The sequence below is a fragment of the Intrasporangium sp. genome (genome assembly GCF_039812505.1).
Classification (GTDB): domain Bacteria; phylum Actinomycetota; class Actinomycetes; order Actinomycetales; family Dermatophilaceae; genus Intrasporangium_A.
Map to the genome: position 1 here is coordinate 1 of NZ_JBDIAQ010000037.1, position 21,671 is coordinate 21,671.

The 21,671-nt window shown below is 71.6% G+C and carries 20 protein-coding genes; 10 read left to right on the top strand and 10 right to left on the bottom strand.

Features of this window, described 5'->3' with window-relative positions; genetic code table 11:
• Positions 1-192: 192 nt before the first annotated feature.
• On the bottom strand, positions 193-2,808 hold the full coding sequence (locus tag WMI84_RS07145) for a glycosyltransferase (protein ID WP_347351693.1): 2,616 nt from the start codon (positions 2,806-2,808) through the stop codon (positions 193-195).
• 129 nt (positions 2,809-2,937) lie between these two features.
• Between WMI84_RS07145 and WMI84_RS07150 the strand changes: the two genes are divergently transcribed.
• On the top strand, positions 2,938-3,339 hold the full coding sequence (locus tag WMI84_RS07150) for an adenylyltransferase/cytidyltransferase family protein (RefSeq protein WP_347351695.1): 402 nt from the start codon (positions 2,938-2,940) through the stop codon (positions 3,337-3,339).
• Between the two features lie 83 nt (positions 3,340-3,422).
• Here WMI84_RS07150 and WMI84_RS07155 read toward each other — a convergent pair whose 3' ends face one another.
• The 7 genes from WMI84_RS07155 to WMI84_RS07185 all read right to left on the bottom strand — a co-directional run bounded on the left by WMI84_RS07155 (position 3,423) and on the right by WMI84_RS07185 (position 8,988).
• Complete coding sequence (locus tag WMI84_RS07155; RefSeq protein ID WP_347351697.1) at positions 3,423-4,064, bottom strand: CoA transferase subunit B; 642 nt, start codon at positions 4,062-4,064, stop codon at positions 3,423-3,425.
• A 3-nt stretch (positions 4,065-4,067) separates the two neighbouring features.
• Positions 4,068-4,865 (bottom strand): CoA transferase subunit A, encoded by a 798-nt coding sequence (locus WMI84_RS07160; RefSeq protein WP_347351699.1) that lies wholly within the window; start codon positions 4,863-4,865, stop codon positions 4,068-4,070.
• A gap of 65 nt (positions 4,866-4,930) precedes the next feature.
• Positions 4,931-5,812 (bottom strand): TylF/MycF/NovP-related O-methyltransferase, encoded by an 882-nt coding sequence (locus tag WMI84_RS07165; RefSeq protein WP_347351701.1) that lies wholly within the window; start codon positions 5,810-5,812, stop codon positions 4,931-4,933.
• Positions 5,813-6,526, bottom strand: a complete 714-nt coding sequence (locus tag WMI84_RS07170; RefSeq protein WP_347351703.1) for a TIGR03089 family protein — start codon at positions 6,524-6,526, stop codon at positions 5,813-5,815.
• A 28-nt stretch (positions 6,527-6,554) separates the two neighbouring features.
• Positions 6,555-7,847, bottom strand: coding sequence for an LCP family protein (locus WMI84_RS07175; protein WP_347351705.1), 1,293 nt, complete (start codon positions 7,845-7,847; stop codon positions 6,555-6,557).
• Positions 7,847-8,305: a DUF2304 domain-containing protein gene (locus tag WMI84_RS07180; protein WP_347351707.1), complete on the bottom strand. Its 459-nt coding sequence runs from the start codon at positions 8,303-8,305 to the stop codon at positions 7,847-7,849. Before WMI84_RS07180 ends, WMI84_RS07175 begins: the two co-directional genes overlap by 1 nt.
• Positions 8,302-8,988, bottom strand: coding sequence for a glycosyltransferase family 2 protein (locus tag WMI84_RS07185; protein WP_347351709.1), 687 nt, complete (start codon positions 8,986-8,988; stop codon positions 8,302-8,304). The genes WMI84_RS07180 and WMI84_RS07185 overlap by 4 nt, the downstream gene beginning before the upstream one ends.
• A 137-nt stretch (positions 8,989-9,125) precedes the next feature.
• Here WMI84_RS07185 and WMI84_RS07190 point away from each other — a divergent pair, with 137 nt between their 5' ends.
• Positions 9,126-10,082 carry a lysylphosphatidylglycerol synthase domain-containing protein gene (locus WMI84_RS07190; protein WP_347351710.1) on the top strand — a complete coding sequence of 319 codons (957 nt, stop codon included), beginning with the start codon at positions 9,126-9,128 and terminating at the stop codon, positions 10,080-10,082.
• Positions 10,083-10,085: 3 nt separating this feature from the next.
• Here WMI84_RS07190 and WMI84_RS07195 read toward each other — a convergent pair whose 3' ends face one another.
• Positions 10,086-10,517 carry a nitroreductase family deazaflavin-dependent oxidoreductase gene (locus WMI84_RS07195; protein WP_347351712.1) on the bottom strand — a complete coding sequence of 144 codons (432 nt, stop codon included), beginning with the start codon at positions 10,515-10,517 and terminating at the stop codon, positions 10,086-10,088.
• A gap of 66 nt (positions 10,518-10,583) precedes the next feature.
• Between WMI84_RS07195 and WMI84_RS07200 the strand changes: the two genes are divergently transcribed.
• Positions 10,584-11,513, top strand: coding sequence for a DNA-3-methyladenine glycosylase 2 family protein (locus WMI84_RS07200; protein ID WP_347351714.1), 930 nt, complete (start codon positions 10,584-10,586; stop codon positions 11,511-11,513).
• Positions 11,514-11,657: 144 nt separating this feature from the next.
• Here the strand turns inward: WMI84_RS07200 and WMI84_RS07205 are convergent, their stop codons facing one another.
• Positions 11,658-15,944, bottom strand: coding sequence for an FtsK/SpoIIIE domain-containing protein (locus WMI84_RS07205; protein WP_347351716.1), 4,287 nt, complete (start codon positions 15,942-15,944; stop codon positions 11,658-11,660).
• A 226-nt stretch (positions 15,945-16,170) separates the two neighbouring features.
• Between WMI84_RS07205 and WMI84_RS07210 the strand changes: the two genes are divergently transcribed.
• The 7 genes from WMI84_RS07210 (at position 16,171) to WMI84_RS07240 (ending at position 21,603) form a co-directional block, all read left to right on the top strand.
• Positions 16,171-17,409, top strand: coding sequence for an ATPase, T2SS/T4P/T4SS family (locus WMI84_RS07210; protein WP_347351718.1), 1,239 nt, complete (start codon positions 16,171-16,173; stop codon positions 17,407-17,409).
• Positions 17,409-18,275 (top strand): type II secretion system F family protein, encoded by an 867-nt coding sequence (locus tag WMI84_RS07215; RefSeq protein ID WP_347351720.1) that lies wholly within the window; start codon positions 17,409-17,411, stop codon positions 18,273-18,275. The genes WMI84_RS07210 and WMI84_RS07215 overlap by 1 nt, the downstream gene beginning before the upstream one ends.
• Before the next feature lie 13 nt (positions 18,276-18,288).
• Entirely contained in the window at positions 18,289-19,248 is a 960-nt protein-coding gene (locus WMI84_RS07220; RefSeq protein ID WP_347351722.1) for a type II secretion system F family protein, read from the top strand.
• Positions 19,214-20,560 (top strand): recombinase family protein, encoded by a 1,347-nt coding sequence (locus WMI84_RS07225; RefSeq protein ID WP_347351724.1) that lies wholly within the window; start codon positions 19,214-19,216, stop codon positions 20,558-20,560. Before WMI84_RS07220 ends, WMI84_RS07225 begins: the two co-directional genes overlap by 35 nt.
• Positions 20,557-20,895, top strand: a complete 339-nt coding sequence (locus WMI84_RS07230) for a hypothetical protein (RefSeq protein ID WP_347351725.1) — start codon at positions 20,557-20,559, stop codon at positions 20,893-20,895. Before WMI84_RS07225 ends, WMI84_RS07230 begins: the two co-directional genes overlap by 4 nt.
• A gap of 106 nt (positions 20,896-21,001) precedes the next feature.
• Positions 21,002-21,235 (top strand): hypothetical protein, encoded by a 234-nt coding sequence (locus WMI84_RS07235; protein WP_347351727.1) that lies wholly within the window; start codon positions 21,002-21,004, stop codon positions 21,233-21,235.
• Positions 21,232-21,603 (top strand): hypothetical protein, encoded by a 372-nt coding sequence (locus tag WMI84_RS07240; protein ID WP_347351728.1) that lies wholly within the window; start codon positions 21,232-21,234, stop codon positions 21,601-21,603. The genes WMI84_RS07235 and WMI84_RS07240 overlap by 4 nt, the downstream gene beginning before the upstream one ends.
• Positions 21,604-21,671 lie beyond the last annotated feature (68 nt).

Below are 21,671 nucleotides of genomic sequence, written 5' to 3' on the forward strand. Positions count from 1 at the left end.
GTCAGCGACGGGGCAGGGCTCGCGGACCTGACGATGGCGCAGGCCGCCCGGGCCGCCCTCGTGTGGCTCGATCGCGGGCCGTGACTGTCACGCCTGTGGAGGTAGGTCTCAAGGTGGGTGGTTGGTCAGGACTCGCGTCCTGAGAAGACCTCTGCCCTATCTTGGCACCGGCGCGCCCACCTCGCGCGTCGATCAGGGCGCAGCGCCGATAGCCTCGTAGAACTCCTGGACCGCGCTCGCGTTGTACTCGGCCGGATCGAAGGCAGGGCTGGGGACCTCACCGCGGAGTGCATCGAGCATCCCCGCAGCCAGGGCCGTCGGGTCACGTTCCACGATGCGGCCGACCCCGTCGGGCAGAGCCCCACGGACGGACTCGAAGTTCGTGCTCACCACGGGTAGCCCCAGGACCCGGGCTTCGAGAATGACCATCGGCTGGCCCTCGTAGTCGCTGGACAGGACGAAGACGTCGGACTGGGACATGATCGCGAACGGGTTTGGCTGCTGGCCGGCGAAGGTCACACATTTCGAGATCCCGAGCTGCACGGCGATGCGCTCCAACTCCTTGAGCAAGGGCCCGTCGCCGACGAGGACGAGCCGAGTTCGCGGTTCCTGTCGATGGAGTAGGGCGAATGCGCGAATCAGGCGTTCGTGGTTCTTCTCCGGCGACAGACGCCCCACGGTGACGAAGGTCGTGACCCCTTCTCGCGGAGGCACGATCCGCGCGATGGTGAGCAGTCTGGCGACCTCGTCACCTACGGTCTCGAGGTCGTGGGTCAGCCGGCCGTGACCTTCGGTGGCTCCTTTAGCCGTTGGCGATCCTGCTCCGAGCTGGAGCGCGCGGGCGAACGCCTTCACCGCGGCCGTCGTGTCGCGCACCTCGGGATCCCCGTGCGCCATCCGCAGGACCCGCTCGAACTCGATGGTGTTGCGTGCGGACACGAACTTCTCGGACGGGGCGTACGCGGCGAGCTCGCGGGCATTGATGTCCCTCAGTGCGTCGGACACCGAGACCAAGTGGTCGTACCGGCGGTAGGACGCGAACACGGCCCCGAGATTTTTCTCGTGCGGGCGACGTCCGTCGACCAGACGCATCTGGTCGGCGTGCAGGTCGTTGTGCAGCCAGATCGAGTGTGACCGCGCGGCGGCCGTGCTGAGCAGGAACGACCAGAACGGGGAGTACCCGCTGAAGTCGATGACGTAGTCGAACGTGGTGTCGCCGAAGCACCGGTACCACTCGTCGCGCAGCAGCGACTCCATCGACGCGAGCTCATGAGGGGACAGCTGAGCGCTGTTCGTGAAGAGCGCTCGGCGCTGGGATCGGTGCCGCTTGCTGATTGCAAAGGTCCCGGTGCGTTCGAAGCGGCGGACCCTGACGTCGATCAGCTCCGCGTTCTGGCGCCGTTGACTGCCGCGCGGAGAGTTGTAGACCGCAGAGACATCGAAGCGATCGTGGTCGATCGAGGAAAGTATGTTCAATGCCGATGAGGTGATCCCGTTCGAGAGCATCCCGCCGGTGAAGACGAGTACCTTCTCCCGCCCGTCGACACTTGGAGCCACGATGCCTGGGCCCTCCGTGGCGCGGCGGGAGATGACGTCCAGCACTCGTGTCGAGACGTTTCCGTCATCGTGCGAGGCGAACCGGTGGATGGCGTCCTCGTAGGTATCGGCGCTCACCAAGGCCGGCCATTGTCCTGCGCCGGCCGTAATGTCACGAACGAGTGCCGCAACCTGGGCACCAGCGGTCACTCGCGGTCCGGGGAGGTTGCCCGGCGACAGGTAGAGGCCGCGCTCGTCCTCGTACTCGGCCTGGTCGGGGGTGAAGAAGACGATGGGGCGCCGGGTGGCGAGGAAGTCGAAGAAGATGCTCGAGTAGTCGGTGACGAGCACGTCGGTGACCCCCAGCACCGAGTTGGTGGGCATCTGGTTGGGAACGAGGATGGCTCGCAACGAGGGGTCCCGCCGGGCGAAGTCCGACACCTGCTGGTGAACCTTCAGCAGCACCACCCAACCGGTCGGCAGCCCTTCCCGGATCTGGCGTACTCGATCGGACAGCAGGGCCGTGTCGTCGCTCGGCCGGTAGAAGGAGGAGCCGCGCCAGGTGGGCGCATAGAGGACGATCCTCTCCTCGAGGGCGAGACCTGCGGCTGCCAGCCGGCTGCGCACGTCGGTTCGCTCGAGGTCGTCCAGCACCTGTCGGTCGGTTCGAGGAAAGCCCAGCTCCAGGTAGCGGCCAGCGTAGATGTTCTTCAGGCGGTAGGCGTCCTCGTACATGCGTCTGGTCATGTACTCACCGCTCGAGAGGAGGTAGTCCGCTTGGAGGAAGTTGCGCAGGACGTTCCTGGATGCATGTGCGCCGTCGGGTTCCTCGAAGCCCATCCGCTTCAGTGGCGTGCCGTGCCAGGTGTTGAGGTACACCTGATCCGGCCGTTTGTTGAACTCGGGGGGGAAGGTCGCGTTGTTGATCAGCAACCCGGCCGTCGCCAGGACCTTGAAGTAGGCCGGCGACCGGTACTTGACGAAGCTGACACGGTGGTCGACGGCGAACTCCTGTTGAATGGCTGAGTGCCTGCGTGGGCGCCGCAGCACCCACACGAGACGTTTCCGGGAGTACTCCGGATCGGCAACCATCGCCCGGAACAGCGCCTCAGGGTTGCAGAGCGCACCGCTGCCGCTGAAGGACTCGAAGAGCACCAGATCCGGGTCCACCGGAAGGTCGTGGACGTACGCGCGCCACTCGATGGGGAGCGTCTTGCCGACCTTGCGGAACAGGCGTTTGACTCCTCTGACTTGACTTCGCCAAGGTCGCATGTGCGGACCATCTCCTCAGTGTCAGCCGCTGACGAGCGAGCCTAACGGTAACCACCGGCCTCGGAAGGTAGGCTCGGTGCGCGGCGCGGACATCCACCGCGCCCCAGCCGATTCGCAGGGGAGCCGGGCTTGAGCGAACGCACCGTAATCACGTTTGGCACGTTCGACGTGTTCCACGTCGGTCATGTCCGGATGCTCCAGCGGGCCGCGCAGCACGGTGACCGGCTCGTCGTGGGTGTCTCCGCTGACGCCCTCAACATCGAGAAGAAGGGGCGACCGCCCGTCTTCACGGAGGACGAGCGGATGGAGATCGTCGCCAGCCTCAGGTGTGTCGACGAGGTCTTCCTCGAGGAGTCGCTCGAGAGGAAGCGCGACTACATCCTCGAGCACGAGGGGAGCGTGCTCGTCATGGGCGACGACTGGGCGGGCAGGTTCGACTGGGTCAGCGACGTGTGCGAGGTGATCTACCTGCCGCGCACGCCATCGGTCTCCACCACGGGACTCATCGAGCACATCTCCAGCCTCGGCTGAGGGCGAACCGCGACCACTCACCCTGAGCGGAGCTGTCCGTAGACACAGAGCAAGCGCAAGACAGAGCAGGCGCAAGGTCGGGACTACTGGGTCAGCTCGACCCTGAGCTCGGGCTCGGTCTTGGCGCGGACCTCGTCCTCGGTGACGCCCGGCGCGAGCTCACGCAGCACGAGACCGTCCGGGGTGACGTCGATGACCGCCAGGTCGGTGATGATCCGCTGCACGACTCCCTTGCCGGTGTACGGCAGCGAGCAGTCCTTTACGATCTTGTACGAGCCGTCCTTGGCGGTGTGCTCCATGAGGACGATGACCTTCTTGGCGCCGTGCACCAGGTCCATGGCTCCGCCCATCCCCTTGACCATCTTGCCGGGGATCATCCAGTTCGCGATGTCGCCCGCCTGCGAGACCTGCATCGCCCCGAGGATCGCGGCGTCCACCTTGCCGCCACGGATCATCCCGAACGAGGTCGCGGAGTCGAAGAACGCCGCACCGCTGCGCAGGGTCACGGTCTCCTTGCCGGCGTTGATGAGGTCTGGGTCCTCCTCACCGTCGTAGGGGTAGGCGCCCACACCGAGGATGCCGTTCTCGGACTGCAGGACGATCTCGACGTCGTCGGGCACGAAGTTCGGCACGAGTGTCGGCAGTCCGATGCCGAGGTTGACGTACATCCCGTCGGCCAGCTCCCGGGCGGCTCGGGCGGCCATCTGCTCACGGGTCAAGGCCATCGGTCAGCCCTCCTGGCTCTGCGCCGACTCAGGGCGCGGGCGCACCGTGCGCCGTTCGATGTGCTTGGTCGCCGCCTGCTGCGGTGTCAGCGGCAGCACCCGCTGGACGAAGATGCCGGGCAGGTGGACCGAGTCCGGGTCGAGCTCGCCCGGCTCGACGAGCTGCTCCACCTCGGCGATGGTGAACTTGCCGGCCATCGCGCAGAGCGGGTTGAAGTTGCGGGCGGACTGGTTGAAGACCAGGTTGCCGTGCCGGTCGCCCTTGGCGGCCCGGACCAGGCCGAAGTCCGGACGCAGGGCCTTCTCGAGCACGAACGTCTTCAGCTGGCCGTCGACCTCGAACTCCTGGGTCTGCTTGGCAGGGGAGGCGACCGCGACGCCGCCGGACCCGTCATACCGCCACGGCAGGCCGCCCTCGGCCACCTGGGTGCCCACCCCCGTTCGGGTGAAGAACGCCGCGATGCCGGACCCGCCGGCCCGGAGCCGCTCCGCGAGCGTGCCCTGGGGCGTCAGCTCGAGCTCGAGCTCGCCGTGCAGGTACTGCCGCTCGAACTCCTTGTTCTCACCGACATAGCTGGCGACCATCCGGGCGATCCGTCGGTCCTTCAGCAGGACCCCCAGCCCCCAGTCGTCGACGCCGCAGTTGTTGGAGATCGCCTCGAGCCCGTCGATACCGGCGTCGTGGATGGCCTGGATCAGCACGCTCGGGATACCGCACAGCCCGAACCCGCCGACCGCCATCGACGCCCCGTTGGTGATGCCCGCGATGGCCTCGCCGGCAGAGGTGACGACTTTGTCCATGGACCCAGACCCTACCCCCGGCCGTCCGTCACGGCGTTGGCCCTGGTGTTGCCCACCGGTCCCGGCTACCCGTGCGGCTTGACCGCGATCCGCCCCGCCGAGATCCGCACCAGGAACAGGCGTTCACCGGTGACGTCGAGGAAGTCGTCGATGGCCTTGCGCGCGCCGTCCCAGTAGCCGTAGTCATCGAGGATGATCACCCCGCCGGGGACCAGCCGTGGGTAGAGGTGGTCGAGCTCGTGCGCGGTCGAGGCGAACCAGTCGGTGTCGAGGCGCAGCAACGCGATTCGCTCGGGGACCGTCCCGGGTATCGTGTCCTCGACCTTGCCCTGGACGTAGTGGACGGGCCCCGGGTAGCCGATCGAGTCCATGCCCTCGCGCACGTCGTCCAGCGAGGCGCGGGCCAGCAGCAGGCTGTCCTCGGCCGCCACCTGCATCAGGTCGGTCGCCGCGCGCCCGTCACGGCGCCTGGTGTCCTCCTCGGTGGCCGCGCTCATCCCCTCGAAGGTGTCGTACAGGTACAACGCCCGTCCGGTGTCGTCGAGATCCATCAGGGTCAGGGCTGCCGCCATCATCGACCCGCCGCGCCAGACCCCGCACTCCACGACGTCACCCTCGATGCCGTAGCGATGCAGGTAGCGCAATCCGTCGATCAGGCCCAGCACCTTGACCTGGCTCGTCATGGTGCGTCCCGAGATGCGTCCTATGACCGACTGGGCGAAGTCGTCCACGTCGAACCCTCCCGACTGACCACCCTTGGGCAGTGGCTTGGGGGCGGGTGGGGTGCTCGGCACGGTGGCCGCCGGTGGTGCCGGTGCGGGTGGCTGGGGCGTGCCGGCCGGACCCTCCGGTGCTCGCCCCGGCCTGTGCGCCCGGTGCCGCGTGATCTGGTACCCCAGCGGAGCCAGGGCTCGGTTGATGGCGCGCTTGAGCCGGATGGTCTGCATTCATGCCTCCTGCAGCTCCAGCGTCACCGCCTCGGAGCGTCGACGGGCTTCGTCGGTACGCGAGCCTCTCGACAGGACGACCGACCCGTCAAGGGCCCACACCGCGAGGATGTCGAGCAGCACTCCGGTCAGTTGCCCGGACACGGCCGCTCGTGCCCTGTCCGGCCAGTCGTCGTGACCGGTGACCAGCTCCGCGTAGGCCCGCTCCTGCTGACCCCCCAGGGCGCGGTCGCCCGGCTCCGGGTCGGCCAGCGGGGAGAAGCGGTCGCCGTGCGTCGACAGGTCACGGGCCTCGTCGACCGCCCCAGGGGCCAGCCCGGCGTCGGGGTGGCTCCGGGCCAGGGCGGGCAGGCTCACGAGGACCACGTCGCCGGGGTGGGCCGCCGCGTGCCCCGGGTCGGCGGTGACCAGGACGTCCGCGTCGAGCGACTCGGGCCCGGTCACGACCGTGGCGCCGACCGACCATGCCGCCAGGGCCCAGTAGCACGCCCGCCAGTGGGTCGGCAGGTCGAGCCCGACCGTCGTGCCGGGCTCGGCGCCCGCGTCGTCCTGCAGGAGGTTGGCCGCCTTGGCGACCCAGTTGGCCAGCACGTGGGCCGACAGCTCGATGCGCTCGCCCTGCGTCGGGCCGGGCTCGTCGTCGTACCACGTCAGCCGGGGACGCCCCGGGTCGGCGGCCTGCATCCGGGCGAGGATCTCGGTGGGGGTGAGCACGGCCCGAGCCTACGTCGAGCGCCGGGTGTCAGTCCTTGACGGTGGTCCCCGGCGGGGGTGCGGTCAGCGGCTCGTCGTTCTTCAGCGCGCGGAACAGCGCCTTGGCCCGGTCGGTGTCCCACTTGACCGCTACCCCGGCATTGGAGGTCGGGTAGGCCATGCTCTCGATCGGCACGCTCAGGGACAGGCCCTCGTCGTTGCTGACGCTGCGCATCGCCCGCAGGATCCGGACCGCGTCCATCAGGCTCGTGCCCTCGCCGACGGCGAGCCCACCGGCGACGGCATCGGCGAACCCCTTGTAACGCCACGGGACCAGCACGGTGGCCGGAGTCGCGGCCTGCTTCATCAGGGCGCCGAGGAACTGTCGCTGCCGGGCCGCACGCCCGATGTCCCCCAGGGGGTCCTCGTAGCGGCTGCGTACGTAGCCGAGGGCGTCCTTGCCGTCGAGCGTCTGGCAGCCCTTCTTGAGGTCGATCCCGGCCTTCTTGTCCGTCATGTTGCGCGGCACGCAGATGTCGACGCCGCCGAGCGAGTCGACGACCGCGGCGAAGCCGCCGAGCCCGATCTCGAGGTAGCCGTCGACGTGGATCCCGGTCACCTGCTCGACCGTCCGGGTCAGCAGCTTCGGCCCACCGAGCGAGAACGACGCGTTGATCTTGTTGCTGCCGTAGCCGGGGATCGGCACGTAGGAGTCGCGCGGGATCGAGACCATGACCGGCTTGCCGCCGCTCTCGGAGACGTGCACCAGCATGATGGTGTCGGTGCGCTGGCCCTCGGCGTTGCCGGTCGCGTACTCCTTGCGCTGTGCCTTCGTCAGCCCCGCGCGGCTGTCCGAACCGACCAGCAGGTAGTTGTGGCCCGACGTGTCCGCCGGCCGGGCCCCGGCCGGGATGTTGTCGACCCGGGCCACGCTGTTCCACGCGTTGACCGGCACCCAGACCATGAAGGCCAGCCAGGCCACGACGACGAGTACGACGGTGAGCAGGACGACCCGTCCCTTGCGGATCCGGGTACGTGGGGGCCCGTCCACCGCTGGGGAGGTATGCCGCTCACCCGGGGCCGGCGCGGCAGCGGCCGGACGCCTAGGCTGGGACTGTTTTCGCCGCGTGTCGACGACGTAGACCTCGTCGTCCGGGTCGCCGCCCGACGCCTTGTGCGGCGACCGTTCGTCGGGGGTCGGCCGGTCGGGTGGGGGCGCGGGCCGGCGCGATCGGGACCGCCGGGTGTCGACGACGTACACGCCCTCGTCCGTGACTCCTGCATCGACCTCTGCGTCGTCCGCGTGGCCGCGCTCGGGGCGTCGGGGCGGGTCGCTCGGCATCAGGAGATCTCCGGGTCGGGGGCGGGGCTCGGCGGGTCGAGGGTATCGGTCGGCGCGGGCGTCCCCCCGTCGCCACGCCCACCGACATCTTGCGCATTCTGGGCCTTCTCGCCCTGCGCCCGGTCCGGCCTCGCCGCCTCGTCGAGGGCCAGGCGCCGGGCCAGCCGGGTGTAGCGGGTCTCCATGTCGCGGAAGCGGCGGAAGGTCGTCACCACGAAGCCGAAGAACGCGACGACGAGCCCGTAGAGCACCAGGTCGGCGCCACGACCGATGCCGACGAGGTGGGCGAGCCGGGTCCACACGGTGGGATCGAGGATCGACCACACCGCGAACGCGGCGAACAGGAGCAGGCCCAGTCTGCGCAGCGCCTGCGCCTTCTGGCCGTAGGAGATCAGCAGCCGCCACGCGATGGCGAGGGTCACGACGATCAGCAGGAGCTGGATACCGAGCTGCTTCATCGCCAGATCAGCTCCGCGAGGATGTTGACCGCGTTCCAGAGCGACTGGCCCTTGGCCTTCGAGTAGTCGGTGTAGAGGATGTGGACCGGCTCCTCCGCGTAGCGGACCGGTCGCCCGTGAAGGCGCATCGAGCCGATCTGCGCGACGATCTCCGAGGCGTGCGCCATCCGGTTCTGGGTGATGTCGAGGCGCTCGACCACGGGGCGGCTGAGGGCGCGCAGCCCGTTGTGCGCGTCGGTCAGCCGGGTGTTCGTGGTCAGGTTGGTCCACGCGACGGCAAGGCGCAGCACGAGGCGCTTGAGGGCCCCGGACTCGGTGCGGTCGTCGAGGAACCTGGTGCCGAAGACGACGTCGACCTCACCCTGTCGCAGCCGGGCGATCATGGTCTCGACATCGGCCACCTGGTGCTGGCCGTCGGCGTCGAACGTCACGACGAACCGCATCCCGGGGTCGCGCAGGGCATAGTCGAAGCCGGTCTGCAGCGCGGCGCCCTGGCCGAGGTTTACCGGGTGGCGCACCACGACGGCCCCGGCCGCCTCGGCACGTTCGGCCGAGCCGTCCCGGGACCCGTCATCGACGCAGACGACGTTGGGGAAGGCCGCGACGGCCTGCCGCACGACGTCGCCGATGACCCCCGCCTCGTTGTAGAGCGGCACCACGAGCCACACGTCGTCCATGTCCATCAGGTCCAAGCGTAGAGGGGCCGCCGCGGTGGTCCGGTCACTCGCGACACACGGCGGCGGACCGCGGCGGGTCGGCCACTACAGTCGAGGTTCATGGCGGGTGGGGACGCGCGCGATGGCACCCTGGCGGCTGGCCGATGACCCGCCGGAGGGTGCTCACCGCTGCGCGCGTCGCCGTCGCGGTCCTGACCCTGGCCGCCGTCGGTTACGCCGTCGTGACGAACTGGGCCGCCGTCTCGGTCCACCTGGGCCGGATCTCGGCGGGCACGTTCGTGCTGTCCACGCTCGCCGCGCTGGTCGGGACCTGGCTGACGATGCTCGGGTGGCGGGCGCTGCTGGCCGACCTCGGCTCGGCGCTGCACCTGGCGCCGGCCAGCGGGGTCTACTTCGTCGGGCAGCTCGGCAAGTACCTGCCCGGATCGCTGTGGTCGGTCCTGGTGCAGGCCGAGATCGCCAGCAGCCTCAAGGTCCCGCGACGCCGCACCGCCGTCGCCGGGCTCCTCGCGCTCGGGTTCGCGCTGCTCACCGGCGTCGTGGTGGGGCTCCCGGCCGCACCGCTGCTGCTGCGGAACGAGGGTGCGGCCCTGGCCTGGTGGACCCTGCTCGCGCTGCCAGTGGTCGCCCTGCTGCTCGTGCCGCGGGTCCTGGGGCGGCTCGTCGGCATGCTGCTGCGGGTGCTGCGGCGCGACCCGCTCGAGCACGACCTGTCCGGTCGGGCCGTGGTGCACGCCGCCGTGCTGCTCGCGCTCGCCTGGCTGACGTTCGGCGTGCACATACTGTTGCTCGCCCAGGCTGTCGCCGGCCCGGGATCCCACCCTCATCTCGGGGTGGCGAGCGTGTCCGGCTATGCCCTGTCGGTCTCGCTCGGGATGCTGACGGTGGTCCTGCCGGCCGGTCTCGGGGCCCGCGAAGGGCTGCTCACCCTCGTCCTGGCCGCTGCGGTGCCGGTTGCGGCGGCGGGCGCGGTGGCCATCGTGTCCCGCTTCATCGTCACCGTCGTCGACGTGGCGTGCGCACTGCTCGGCTGGCTCTACGCCCGTCGGCACGACCTCGTCGCGAACCGGCGGAACGAAGAGATGCTGCCGCGGACGTGACCGTCAGGCCGCGTCGAGGACGAAGACCGGGATCACCCGGTCCGTCTTGGTCTGGTACTCGGCGTACGGCGGGAACGCGGCGACGCACCGGTCCCACCACGTCGACCGCTCGTCCCCCTGCAGCTCGCGAGCGCGGCGGCGCGTCGTGGTGGTGCCGTCCTGCAGCTCGACGAGCGGGTGCGCCCGCAGGTTGCGCACCCACTGCGGGTCGGTGGGAGCGCCGCCCTTGCTGCCGACCACGGCATACGTGCCGTCGTGCTCGACGCGCATGACCGGCACGAGCCGCTGCACGCCGCTGCGCCGGCCACGGATCGAGACGAGGACCACCGGCCGGTCCATGATCAGCACCCCTTCGGTGGTGCCGGTCGCGAGGATTCGGTCCACCTGGTTGCGGACCCACTCGACCGGGCTCGGCGCATAGTTGTCGATCTTCATGACGGCGGCAACGTGGAGCACGGGGCCGGGCATTCCGCTGTCCGTCGCATCGTGGACACTGTCGGCATGACCTCTGGCCGGGTGCGGGAGTGGCGCGCGGGCCGGCCCGTCCACCTGGCGGCCCAGCTGGCGGCCTTCCGCCGCGGGTCCGGGGACCCCACGTCGTGGACCGGTGGCGGGGCCTTCGCCCGGGCCGTCCAGACCCCGGACGGTGCCGGGGTGCTGCACCTGGTGGTCCGCCCGGGGTGCGCCACCGTCGAGTGCCGGGCGTGGGGCGCGGGTGCCGAGTGGCTGCTGGACTCCGTGCCGGACCTGCTCGGCGCCGGCGACGACCCGAGCGGGTTCCGTGCGCGGCACGCTGTGGTGGGAGAGGCCTGGCGCCGCTACCCGGGCTACCGCGTACCGCGCTCCCGGCTCGTGCTCGACGCGCTCGTACCGGCGATCATCGAGCAGAAGGTGACCGGCCAGGAGGCCTTCGCCGGGTACCGACGGCTCGTCCGGCGGTTCGGCGAGCGCGCGCCGGGCCCGTTCGGCGACCGCCTCGTCGTGCCGCCGACCGCGTCCGGCTGGGCCTCGATCCCGTCGTGGGAGTTCCTGCAGGCACAGGTGGACCCGGCCCGGTCCCGCGCCGTCGTGGCTGCCGCCCGGGTGGCCGGGCGGCTCGAACAGGTCGTCGACCTCGCGCCCGTGCCGGCCCGGCGGCGGTTGCGCGCGCTGCCGGGCGTCGGGGTGTGGACCGCCGCGGAGGTGGCCCAGCGTGCGCTCGGGGACCCCGACGCGGTCAGCTTCGGCGACTTCCACGTCGCGAAGGACATCGGCTGGGCGTTGACCGGCCGACCGGTCGACGACGCGGGGCTGGCGCGCCTGCTGGAGCCCTATCGGGGACACCGCTTCCGCGTCCAGGCGCTGCTCGTGCTCGCCGGGCACCGGCGACCGCGTCGAGGCCCGCGGATGGCGCCACGCCGTCACCTGCCGGCGCGCTCCGGCGCCCGTTGACCGTCCCGTCGGCGCTTCGGCGGGTGGGCGGCGTGCGCGGGTGGCCCGGCTGAGCGGCATACCGCCACCGGGCAGCCGGAGGATGCCGCTCAGCGCCCGTCGGTCCCGACGGTGTCGCACCCGTCGGCCGGGCCCACGACCGGGTCATGGGGCGCCGACCGCGGGCTCGCAGGTTGCGCCCCCCGACGCCGGGCACGACGCGGCCGTGGGGTCGCCCACCGCGACCTGGACCGGGACCGGGTGCCCGTCGGTCACGAGCAGGCCGCGTCCGGGCGTGTGGGTCGATGTCCCGATGACGCGAACCCGCAGCAGGTCACCGTCGGCCGGGGTGGTCGGGCACAGCAGCACGCCGGTCCCGGCCCGACCGACCTCGGGGACCAGCCCCCGGAAGGCGCCGGCGGCACGTCTCGAGTCGAGCGTCGCCACGACCAGGCCGCCCGTGCCCTCGACGACCCGCGTGGTCTCGACGAGGGCCGGCTCCCAGGGTGTGCCGTCGACCAGGTCGGCGTCGTCGACCAGGACCGCGAGGTCGGCGTGCTCGCGACGCAGCGCGACGAAGCGGTCGTGCTCCTGCCTGGCCAGCAGGTGCAGGCCGGGATGCGGCGGGGTGTCGGCGAGCGGGGAGCGCCGCGGTGCGACGAGCGCCACCTGTCGGCCCGAGCCCAGCAGCTGGGTGAGGAGGGTGGCCAGCAGGGTCGACTTGCCGGTGCGCGGCGGGCCCAGCACGAGGATCCGGCGTTCGTCACGCTCGAGGTCGAAGCCGAGCGGTGCCAGATCGTCGCCGCCGACGCCGACGACCAGCCGCCGGGGGTCGCGGGGTAGCAGGTCCAGGGGCACATGGTCGGGCAGCGGAGCCAGGCGCCACGGCCGGGCCGAGTCGGGCACGGTGCCCCAGCGTCGTGTCGCCTCGTCTGCCACCGCTCGGGCCAGCGCGGCTGGATCGTCGGTCACGTCGTCCCCGGGCAGGCACAGCTGGACCTCCGTCTCGTCCCGCACGTCGAGGGCTCGGCCGGGAGGTCGGTGCCGTGGTGTCGCGCCCGGGGTGATGCCGGCGAGCGTCAGGTCGACCGGGTCGGGCATGTCGAGCACCAGCCGGCGCTGCAGCAGCCCCCCGAGCCGGCCAGAGGCCACCTGACGCCCACCGGTCACCACGACGTGGATGGCTCGGGAGAGCCCGTCGCGCACGAGCCCGGTCAGCCGTTCCGTGCTGTCGCCCTGGTCGAGGTCGTCCAGCGCCTCGGTGACCGCCTCCCATCCGTCGACGAGCACGATGGTCCGCAGCCCCTCCCGGTGGGGCTGCTCACAGAGGCGCTGGACGGCTCGCCGGAGCCGTTGCGGGTCGGTGCTCCCGGTGATCGAGCCGGTCTGCGGAAGCGCCGACAGCCCGGTCAGCGGGCCGGGGTTGCCCTCCATGACGTGCAGGTGCACCTCACTCGGGGAGAGCCGCTCCGCGATCCGCAACGCGATAGCCAGCGCGGCGGTCGAGCGGCCGGTCCGGGCGCCTCCGGCGATGCCCAGGTGGCCGTCCCGGGCCGGGTCCCAGGCCAGCACCGTCTGCCGCTGCTCGGACGGCCGGTCGGCCAGTCCCAGCGGGACCGAGCGGGCGGCCGCGGGACCGGCGAGACGGCTGTCGCCGGCCGAGAGGACGTCGGGCAGGGGCGGCAGCCAGGGCGAGGCAGGCGGCCGGGCCTGCAGCAGGTCGGCCGCCCCGAGGAGGCCGTCCACGACGCCGCCCAACGGCGCCCCCGGGGGGGTGTCCGGGCGGGTGGCCACGCGCGGCGCCGGAGCCATCAGGTCGGCCCACCCCAGGGGCCACACCACCGGGCCTGCGGCAGGCCCGGACGCTGCGCGGTCACCGACGCCGACATGGGCCACCTGGACCGGGACGAGCCGGCGGGAGCCGACCCGCAGGTAGGCCCGCCCCGGCAGCCGGTCCGGGATCCGGGCCGCATCGGGCGCCTCGATGACGTCGTCGCTGTCCGTGCGGTCGCGCACGCGCAGCGCGATGCGCAGCGAGACGTTCGCCCGCATGTCGGCCGAGACGATGCCGGCCGGACGTTGTGTCGCGAGGACGAGGTGGACCCCGAGCGACCGGCCGACGGCGGCCAGCCGCACCAGCCCGCTGACGAAGTCGGGCAGCTCGTCGGCGAGGACCTTGAACTCGTCGACCACCAGGACCAACCGCGCCGGCCGGTCTCCGGCCGGCGCGAGCCGGCGGTAGTCGTCCAGGTCCTTGGCGCCAACCTGCGCGAACAGCCGCTCGCGACGTCTGAGCTCGGCGCCCAGCGAGGTCAGCGCTCGCGTGGTGAGGTGCTCGTCGAGGTCGGTGACCACTCCGAGGACGTGGGGCAGGCCCGCACAGTGGTGGAAGGCGGACCCGCCCTTGTAGTCGATCAGGACGAAGCTCAGCTCGTCGGGACGGTTGTGGACGGCCAGGCTGGCGACCAGGGTCTGCAGCAGCTCGGACTTGCCGGCGCCGGTCGTACCGCCGACGAGCGCGTGGGGGCCGTCCCGGACCAGGTCCACGACGACCGGGCCGTCGGCGCCGAGCCCGAGCAGGGCGGTCGGCCGGCGGTGTGGGGCACTCCACCGGCGGGCCACCGACCTCGCGTCGAGCGGGTCGGCTCCGGAGTGCTGCCGGTGCAGCTCGACGAAGTCGACACGGGCCGGCAGGACCGCACCGTCCTCGACCGGTGTCGCGTCCTCGAGCGGCGCGAGGGCCCGGGCCAGGGTTTCCGCCCAGGCCGGGCCGGGCAGGTCCGGGACCAGCGACGGGACGCAGCCGCCTTGTCGGTCGAGCCGTGCCTCGGCCTTGGGTCCCGCTCCGATCACCACCTGCGCGGCGGCCTCGACGGGCAGCCGGATGGCGTCCTGGTCGAGACAGATGAAGTGCACCCCGACGCTCGGCCCGTCCCGGAGCAGCTGTGCGACGCCGGGCTCCCGGCGCAGCTGTTCCGACCGGTCGAGGACGACCACGAGGTCCGGCTCGGCCCGCACCCGGGTGTCGTCGCCGGCCCGGGCCGCGACGATGGCGGCCAGCTCGGCGACGCGACGGCCCACCGACCCCTCGTGGGCCCGGTCGCCGATGGCGGCCAGGCAGGTGTCCGGGACGGACGCAGCGTGGGGCAGCAGGGTGGCCCAGGCCCAGCTGTCCGGTCCCGTCCGGTCGGCGGTGAGCACGACGATGCGCACGTCGCGGGGCGAGTGCCACGTGCAGATCTGCCCGACGAGGCTGCTCGTCAGGGCGAGGGCCCGCTCGCGGGGGCCCGCGACACCGAGCACCGCCGTGTCAGTGAGCCGGAGGACTGCCGGCACGTCCAGCGCCGGGAGCGTCGGCGCGTCGGCGGTGTCGCCCACGGCAGTGGTCCGGGGCGGCTGCGAGCCCACTCCGAGCCGCAGCTCGAGGTAGTCCGGGTCTCCGGGGCGCCGCTCCCAGAGTCGCGCGTCGACCGCGCTGACGGCTGCGCCGGTGACCACGAGGTCCGGGGCGTCCTCGTGCCGGTGCCGGCGCTCGAGAGCCAGGGCCTGCGCGAGACCTGCCTCGGCCTGGCGGCGCGCCGTCGCGTGCTCGGCCAGTCGGCGTCGGTAGGAGACTCGCCCGTGCCGGCGGTCGCTCCACCACTGCCCGAGCAGCATGGCCGGCGTGAGCAGGGCGAAGAGCATCATGACCGGTGAGCGCAGCACGACCGCGAGCACCGTCGACAGGGCCATCGGCAGCAGCGCCGCCACCAGCGGTAGGCGGCTGCGTTCCGGCTTGGTCGGCCGGGGTGGGAAGTCCACCTGCGCGGGCGACCGGTCCGGCCGGAACCGGGGCGGTCGGTGCACCTGCCGCCTGCCGTCGAGGACCGTCGTCGCGGCCGGCCGACCGGACCGGACCCGATGGGTCAGAGTGGTCGAGCCGAGCTGCAGCCGGTCACCCGGTTGCAGTCGGGTCGGCTCGCCGCCCAGCAGTACGCCGCCCAGCCGGGAGCCGTTGGTGGGGGCGAGGTCTCGCACGAGGACGCCCGTGGAGCTGACCGCCACCTCGAGGTGCCGCCGGGACACCGCCGGGTCCGCGAGCCGGACGGCGCACCCGGCGCCTCGCCCGACGACACTGGTGCCGCGTCCCAGCGCGACGGTGCGGCCGGCTCCCGGGCCGCCGACCACCTCGAGACGAACGACGGCATCGGCCCGGTGACGTGGGCCGGGCACCGAGGGTCGGTCGAGGGTGAGGACCGCGCCGCGCAGCAGCGGTGGCTCACCGAGCGGCTGCGCCGGGTCGAGCGGCTGTCCGCCCACCCGGAACCCGAGTGACCCGTCGTCGCAGCCGATGCAGCTGCGCAGGGCGTCGGCCACGTCGACCAGCGGCGTTCCCACGCGGGTCTCGACCAGGACGTCCCGGCAGACCGGGGGCTCGGCGGCCGGGTCGACCACCGTCAGCAGCAGGCGCACGGGCGCTCCTTCCTCTTGTCGGTCCATCGCAGCAGATCGGCGCCGACCCGCGTCTCCCGTTGTCCACAGCAGGCCTCGGCACGCGGAGTCGTACGGTGTTGTCCACAGGGTGTCCACAGCGGATCTGGACGTTTTGGTCAGCGGCACCTCATTTGGGCTACCTTCTACGCGCGCCCTACCTCCTCGGGGTATCGGCGCGCGTCCGCAGGAACATCCAGGGAGCCCCATGTCGTCACACGAAGCCGTCGCCCACATCGAGGGTGAGGTCCGTGAGCTCGTCCGACGCTCCGGCATCGACCCGACCCGGGACAGCACCGAGATGCGGCAGCTGGTGCTCGATGCGGTGCAGGACTACGACGAGCGCTCGCTGCACGGCGGGCTGCCCACGCTCGGGGACACCGCGACGGCGGTGCGCTCGATCCTGTCCGTCGTGGCCGGCTACGGTCCGCTCCAGCAGTACTTCGACGACCCGACCGTCGAGGAGCTCTGGATCAACGAGCCGTCCAAGGTCTTCGTCGCTCGCGGCGGCACGGCGGAGCTGACCCCGACCATCCTCACCTCGGACGACGTGCGTGACCTTGTCGAGCGCATGCTCAAGAGCAGCGGTCGCCGGGTGGACCTCTCCTCGCCCTTCGTCGATGCCACCCTTCCGGACGGGTCGCGGCTGCACGTGGTCATCCCGGACATCAGCCGGGAGCACTGGCAGGTCAACGTCCGCAAGTTCGTCGTCAAGGCCGACCACCTCGAGGACCTGGTGCGGCTGGGCACCCTGACCAAGCAGGCGGCGACCTTCCTCGACGCCGCGGTCGCCAGCGGCCTGAACGTTCTCGTGGCGGGCGGGACGCAGGCCGGCAAGACCACGCTGCTCAACTGCCTCTCCGCGGCCATCCCCCCTCGCGACCGGGTTGTGACCTGCGAGGAGGTCTTCGAGCTGCGCATCCCGCTGCGCGACGTCGCGGCCATGCAGTGCCGACAGCCGAGCCTCGAGGGCACCGGGGAGGTGCCCCTGCGGCGGCTCGTCAAGGAGGCGTTGCGGATGCGGCCCGCGCGGATCATCGTCGGCGAGGTGCGACAGGCGGAGAGCCTCGACCTGCTCATCGCCCTGAACAGCGGCGTGCCCGGGATGTGCACGATCCACGCGAACAGCGCCCGCGAGGCCGTCACCAAGATGTGCACCCTGCCGCTGCTGGCCGGCGACAACGTGTCGAGCCGGTTCGTGGTGCCCACGGTCGCGGCATCCGTGGACATCGTCGTGCACGTCGCGCTCGAACGCGACGGCAGTCGACGGGTCCGCGAGATCGTCGCCGTCCCCGGCCGGGCCGAGGGCGATGTCATCGAGATCGCCGACCTGTTCGTGACGCGCAGGAACAGGCTCGTCCGGGCGGACGGGTTCCCCCCACACCGTGAGGCGTTCGAACGGGCCGGGTACGACCTGGCCGCCCTGCTCGCGCAAGGTGAGCGCTGATGTCTCCGGTGGTCGTCGGCATCGTGTTCGGGCTCGGCGTGTTCTGCATCTACTGGTCCTTCTGGCCGCAGCAGGAGCGTCCGCGTCGCGCGCGGACCGGCGGCTTCACGGCCGACCTGCGCGACCACCTGACCCAGGCCGGGTACGCCTCCGTGACGCCGGGCAACCTCGTCGTGGGATCCGTCGTCCTGTTCGTGCTGGTCTTCCTGGGCGTCATGCTCGTCGTCGGGGTGGTCCCGATCGCGCTCTGCTTCGCGGCGATCGCCGGGCTCGGCCCGATCACCCTGGTCCGCGCCCGGGCCCGGGACCGGCGCGGCAAGCTGCGTGACCTGTGGCCCGACGCCGTGGACAACATCACCTCGGGCATCCGCGCCGGGCTCGCCCTTCCCGAGGCGCTGGCCCAGCTCGCCGTCCGCGGGCCCGAGGAGCTGCGCCCGGCCTTCGCCGCCTTCGCGGAGGACTACCGCACGACCGGCCGCTTCCACGACTGCCTCGACCGGCTCAAGGACCGGCTGCGTGACCCGGTGGCCGACCGACTCGTCGAGTCGCTGCGGATCGCCCGTGAGGTCGGCGGCAGCGAGCTCGGCACCCTGCTGCGCACCCTGTCCTCCTTCCTGCGTGAGGATGCCCGCACCCGCGCCGAGCTCGAGGCCCGACAGAGCTGGACGGTCGGGGCTGCCCGGCTCGCCGTGGCCGCCCCGTGGGTCGTCCTCGGGATGCTGGCCATGCGCGGCCAGTCACTTGCCAGCTACTCCAGGCCCGCGGGATGGCTGATCCTGATCATCGGCGCTGCGGTCTGCGTCGTGGCCTATCGGATCATGGTCTGGATCGGGCGCCTCCCCGAGGAAGAGCGGGTGCTGCGATGAGGAAGGTAGACCAGTGAGGGGCTCGGTGGGTGTCCTCGGCCTGCTGCCGGGCTCCGGTTGGTCGTGGGCCGGCGCCGCGGTGGGCCTGCTCGCCCTGGCCGGCGTCGCGCTCGTCGTCGCCGGCCTGCCGATGATGCGCCGGCCCAGCCTGGACGAGCGGCTCGCACCGTACCTGCGCGACGCGGTCCGGCCCTCGACGTTGCTGACCGCTCCACCCCCGGCGTCCGGCTTCCTGGGCCTGGGGACTCTCGTGGCTCCCTACCTGCGCAGCCTGGGCATGCGGGTCGACGCGCTGCTCGGCGGTTCGGCGAGCGTGGTGCGGCGCCAGCAACGTGCCGGGCAGCACCCGGACCTGGAAGGGTTCCGGGCGCAGCAGGTGCTCTCGGGATTCGGCGGTGTGGTGGTGGCGATGCTGGTCACCGGGCTGATGGCCGCCTCCAAGGGCAGCCTGTCCCTCGTCATGCTCGTCATGCTGGTCGTCGTCGGCGCGATCTCCGGAGTCGTGCTGCGCGACGTGCTGTTGTCCCGGTCGGCGCACCGGCGCGAGCAGCGCATGCTGGCCGAGTTCCCCACGGTGGCAGAGCTGCTCGCCCTCGCGGTGAGCGCCGGGGAGGGGGCGACCGGGGCCTTGGAGCGGGTCTGCCGGCTGTCGCACGGGGAGCTCTCCGACGAGCTACGGCGGTGTCTCGCCGACGCGCGAGCCGGCGCGAACCTGCCCACCGCCCTCGAAGGCCTCGCCCGGCGGACCGGACTGCTCAGCCTGAGCCGCTTCGTCGACGGCATCGTCGTCGCGGTCGAGCGCGGCACGCCGTTGGCCGAGGTGCTGCGGGCGCAAGCGCAGGACGTGCGCGAGCAGGGACGACGGGCGCTGATGGAGGAAGGCGCCCGCAAGGAGATCGCCATGATGGTCCCGCTTGTCAAGAGGTACCCTTGCAATTGTGAGCACAGCAACCATCTATCTCAGGCAGTCTGAGGACAAGACCGGCGAGGCGGCCGCGGTGTCGCGCCAGCTGGCCGAGTGTCGCGAGTTCTGCGCAGCCAAGGGCTGGACCGTCCGCGACGTCTTCGAAGACAACGACCGGTCCGCCACGAGCGGCAAGGCGCGCCCGGCGTTCGATGCCCTGCTCGACAGCAAGCCTCAGCGCATCGTCGTGTGGCACATCGACCGGCTCGTGCGCGTCACCCGCGACCTCGAGCGCGTCATCGACCTGGGGGTGAACGTCCACGCCGTGAAGTCCGGTCACATCGACCTGAGCAACCCTGCCGGCCGCGCCACTGCGCGCACCGTGACCGCGTGGTCGACCTACGAGGGTGAGCAGAAGGCGATCCGCCAGAAGTCCGCCAACCGTCAGCGGGCGCAGAATGGGCGGGTGCTGTGGACGCGCCGACCGTTCGGTTTCGACCGTGACGGGGCCAACGTGCATGTCGTGAAGTCCGAGGCGGCAGAGATCCGCAAGGCCGCCCGAAAGGTGCTCAAGGGCTCCACCATGGCCGCGATCGTGGCCGACTGGAACGCGCGCGGGATCACGACGACGACCGGGGGCCGCTGGTCCGTCACGACGCTGCGCAGGGTGCTGCTGAGCCCTCGGATGACCGGCCGCGCGGTGTCGGTAGGGATCGACTACGGCAAGCAGCTGCCCGTGATCCTCGACGACGACACGGCCGACCGGCTCAGGGCCACGCTCACCGACCCTCGACGGAAGTCCGCCCCGTCGACCACGACGAAGCACCTGTTGAGCGGGCTGGTCCTGTGCGGGCGCGACGGGTGCGACAACGCTCCGATGTTCGCCACGAGCAACGCACAGGGGCTCATGATCTACCGGTGCCGGACGTGCTACGGGGGCCGGAGCATGGAGCGCGTCGACGAGGTGGTGCAGGGCACCGTGGTGGGCATCCTGAGCCGTCCTGACGCCGCGGTGCTCTTCCATGCACCGGTGGACGTCAACGCGCTGCGCGAAGAGGTCGTGACGCTGCGGGACCGGCGCGACGGGCTGGCCGAGCTGCTGGCCCTCGGGCTGATGGCCCGCGAGGCCGTCAAGGACTCGGCGCAGCGGCTGACCAGCCAGATTGCCGACCTCGAGCGGAAGATCGACGCTGCCAACGGCGCGTCGCCCGTGGCTCGCGTCCTCGGCGCCGAGGACGTCGCCGCGGCATACGGCGCGCTGTCGCTGATGGACAAGCGCGAGGTGATCCGCACGCTCATGACGGTGCGGATCCTGCCCGTGGGCAAGGGTGTGCGGTTCCGGCCCGAGCACGTCGACATGACCCCGAGGGGGCAGAAGTGAGCACCGAGTGGCAGATCCCGGTGGTGTGCACCGACCGGGGCCGGCATAGGCGAACCGTCATCACTCACATCGTCGGCGGCACAGGACCTGACGGCGAGCGGTTCCGCCACATGACCAGCCTCGGGGAAGATCCGCGCTGGATACCCCCGTCGGCGGGCTCCGATCCGGGGGACGGAGGATCGCGCGAGTCCTACCAGTTCAAGTGCCCGCGGTGCCCGCGCGAGGTGCGCGTGAATGGCGACCGGTGGTGGACCGGGGTGCGCGCATGGTTCGAGGCGAATGCCGATGCCGGCGTGTCGCGGTTGCCGGACCTGGATCTCAGTCTGCTATCTTGACTTACAACGGTGTAACTATCACCGCCCCCGGCCCGTCGGGGGAAACATGACGGGTCTCTAGGCCGCTCACCCGGTGGCGTGATTTCGCACGCCACGGAGTGAAAACATGGCCAGACCTTGGACCAAGGTCCGATCCGACATCGCGGTTGCACACCGCAAGGACCCGAACGCCGACACGACGGAGCTCAAGCGGGAGCTCAAGGAGTCGCGGCTCGAGGACTACATCGCTCGCACGGTGGCCGAGTGGCCGCCGCTGACGACTGAGCAGCTCGACCGGCTCGCCCTGCTGCTGCGGGGTGCCGATACGTCCGCCCCTCCCACCCGAGGCGGTGTCGGGTGAGTTCCACTGTCGTCACAAGGGATTCCGTTCCCAGCGAGGCCGAGGCGCTGCCCTGGCCGCGTGAGTCCGTCGCCCGTGTCCGCTACCGGCTCGACGCCCTCGGGGTCGACGCGTTGGCCGGCTCGGACTACCTCGCCCGTCAGGCCGCCCTCGAGGTGCGCGACGTCGAGCGCTACACGCGCCGCATGTCCGACGCCGACCTCGTCGCGGGTGCCGCCGAGGCGCACCGACTCGCAGAGGCCGAGGTGGGGTGGCAGCCACGCCGGGGCGACCTGCTGCGCGTGCGCTCGAGGCCGAGCATGGCCCGTACGCCGCGACTGTCCAGCGGCGAGGCCGTCGTGGGGGTGGGCGCGAATGGCCACGCCTGACAACGAAACTCGCCCCGGCGTGGGAACCGAGGCGAGTCAAAAGCGTTTCGCAGGCGCTGGGTCCAAGT

Excerpts from the sequence above, each read along its gene's own strand:
- WMI84_RS07235 (WP_347351727.1), top strand. The coding sequence starts at position 21,002 with ATGGCCAGACCTTGGACCAAGGTCCGATCCGACATCGCGGTTGCACAC.
- WMI84_RS07215 (WP_347351720.1), top strand. The coding sequence starts at position 17,409 with ATGTCTCCGGTGGTCGTCGGCATCGTGTTCGGGCTCGGCGTGTTCTGC.
- WMI84_RS07160 (WP_347351699.1), bottom strand. The coding sequence starts at position 4,865 with ATGGACAAAGTCGTCACCTCTGCCGGCGAGGCCATCGCGGGCATCACC.
- WMI84_RS07155 (WP_347351697.1), bottom strand. The coding sequence starts at position 4,064 with ATGGCCTTGACCCGTGAGCAGATGGCCGCCCGAGCCGCCCGGGAGCTG.
- WMI84_RS07200 (WP_347351714.1), top strand. The coding sequence starts at position 10,584 with ATGACCTCTGGCCGGGTGCGGGAGTGGCGCGCGGGCCGGCCCGTCCAC.
- WMI84_RS07185 (WP_347351709.1), bottom strand. The coding sequence starts at position 8,988 with ATGGACATGGACGACGTGTGGCTCGTGGTGCCGCTCTACAACGAGGCG.
- WMI84_RS07190 (WP_347351710.1), top strand. The coding sequence starts at position 9,126 with ATGACCCGCCGGAGGGTGCTCACCGCTGCGCGCGTCGCCGTCGCGGTC.
- WMI84_RS07145 (WP_347351693.1), bottom strand. The coding sequence starts at position 2,808 with ATGCGACCTTGGCGAAGTCAAGTCAGAGGAGTCAAACGCCTGTTCCGC.
- WMI84_RS07180 (WP_347351707.1), bottom strand. The coding sequence starts at position 8,305 with ATGAAGCAGCTCGGTATCCAGCTCCTGCTGATCGTCGTGACCCTCGCC.
- WMI84_RS07165 (WP_347351701.1), bottom strand. The coding sequence starts at position 5,812 with ATGCAGACCATCCGGCTCAAGCGCGCCATCAACCGAGCCCTGGCTCCG.
- WMI84_RS07210 (WP_347351718.1), top strand. The coding sequence starts at position 16,171 with ATGTCGTCACACGAAGCCGTCGCCCACATCGAGGGTGAGGTCCGTGAG.
- WMI84_RS07175 (WP_347351705.1), bottom strand. The coding sequence starts at position 7,847 with ATGCCGAGCGACCCGCCCCGACGCCCCGAGCGCGGCCACGCGGACGAC.
- WMI84_RS07195 (WP_347351712.1), bottom strand. The coding sequence starts at position 10,517 with ATGAAGATCGACAACTATGCGCCGAGCCCGGTCGAGTGGGTCCGCAAC.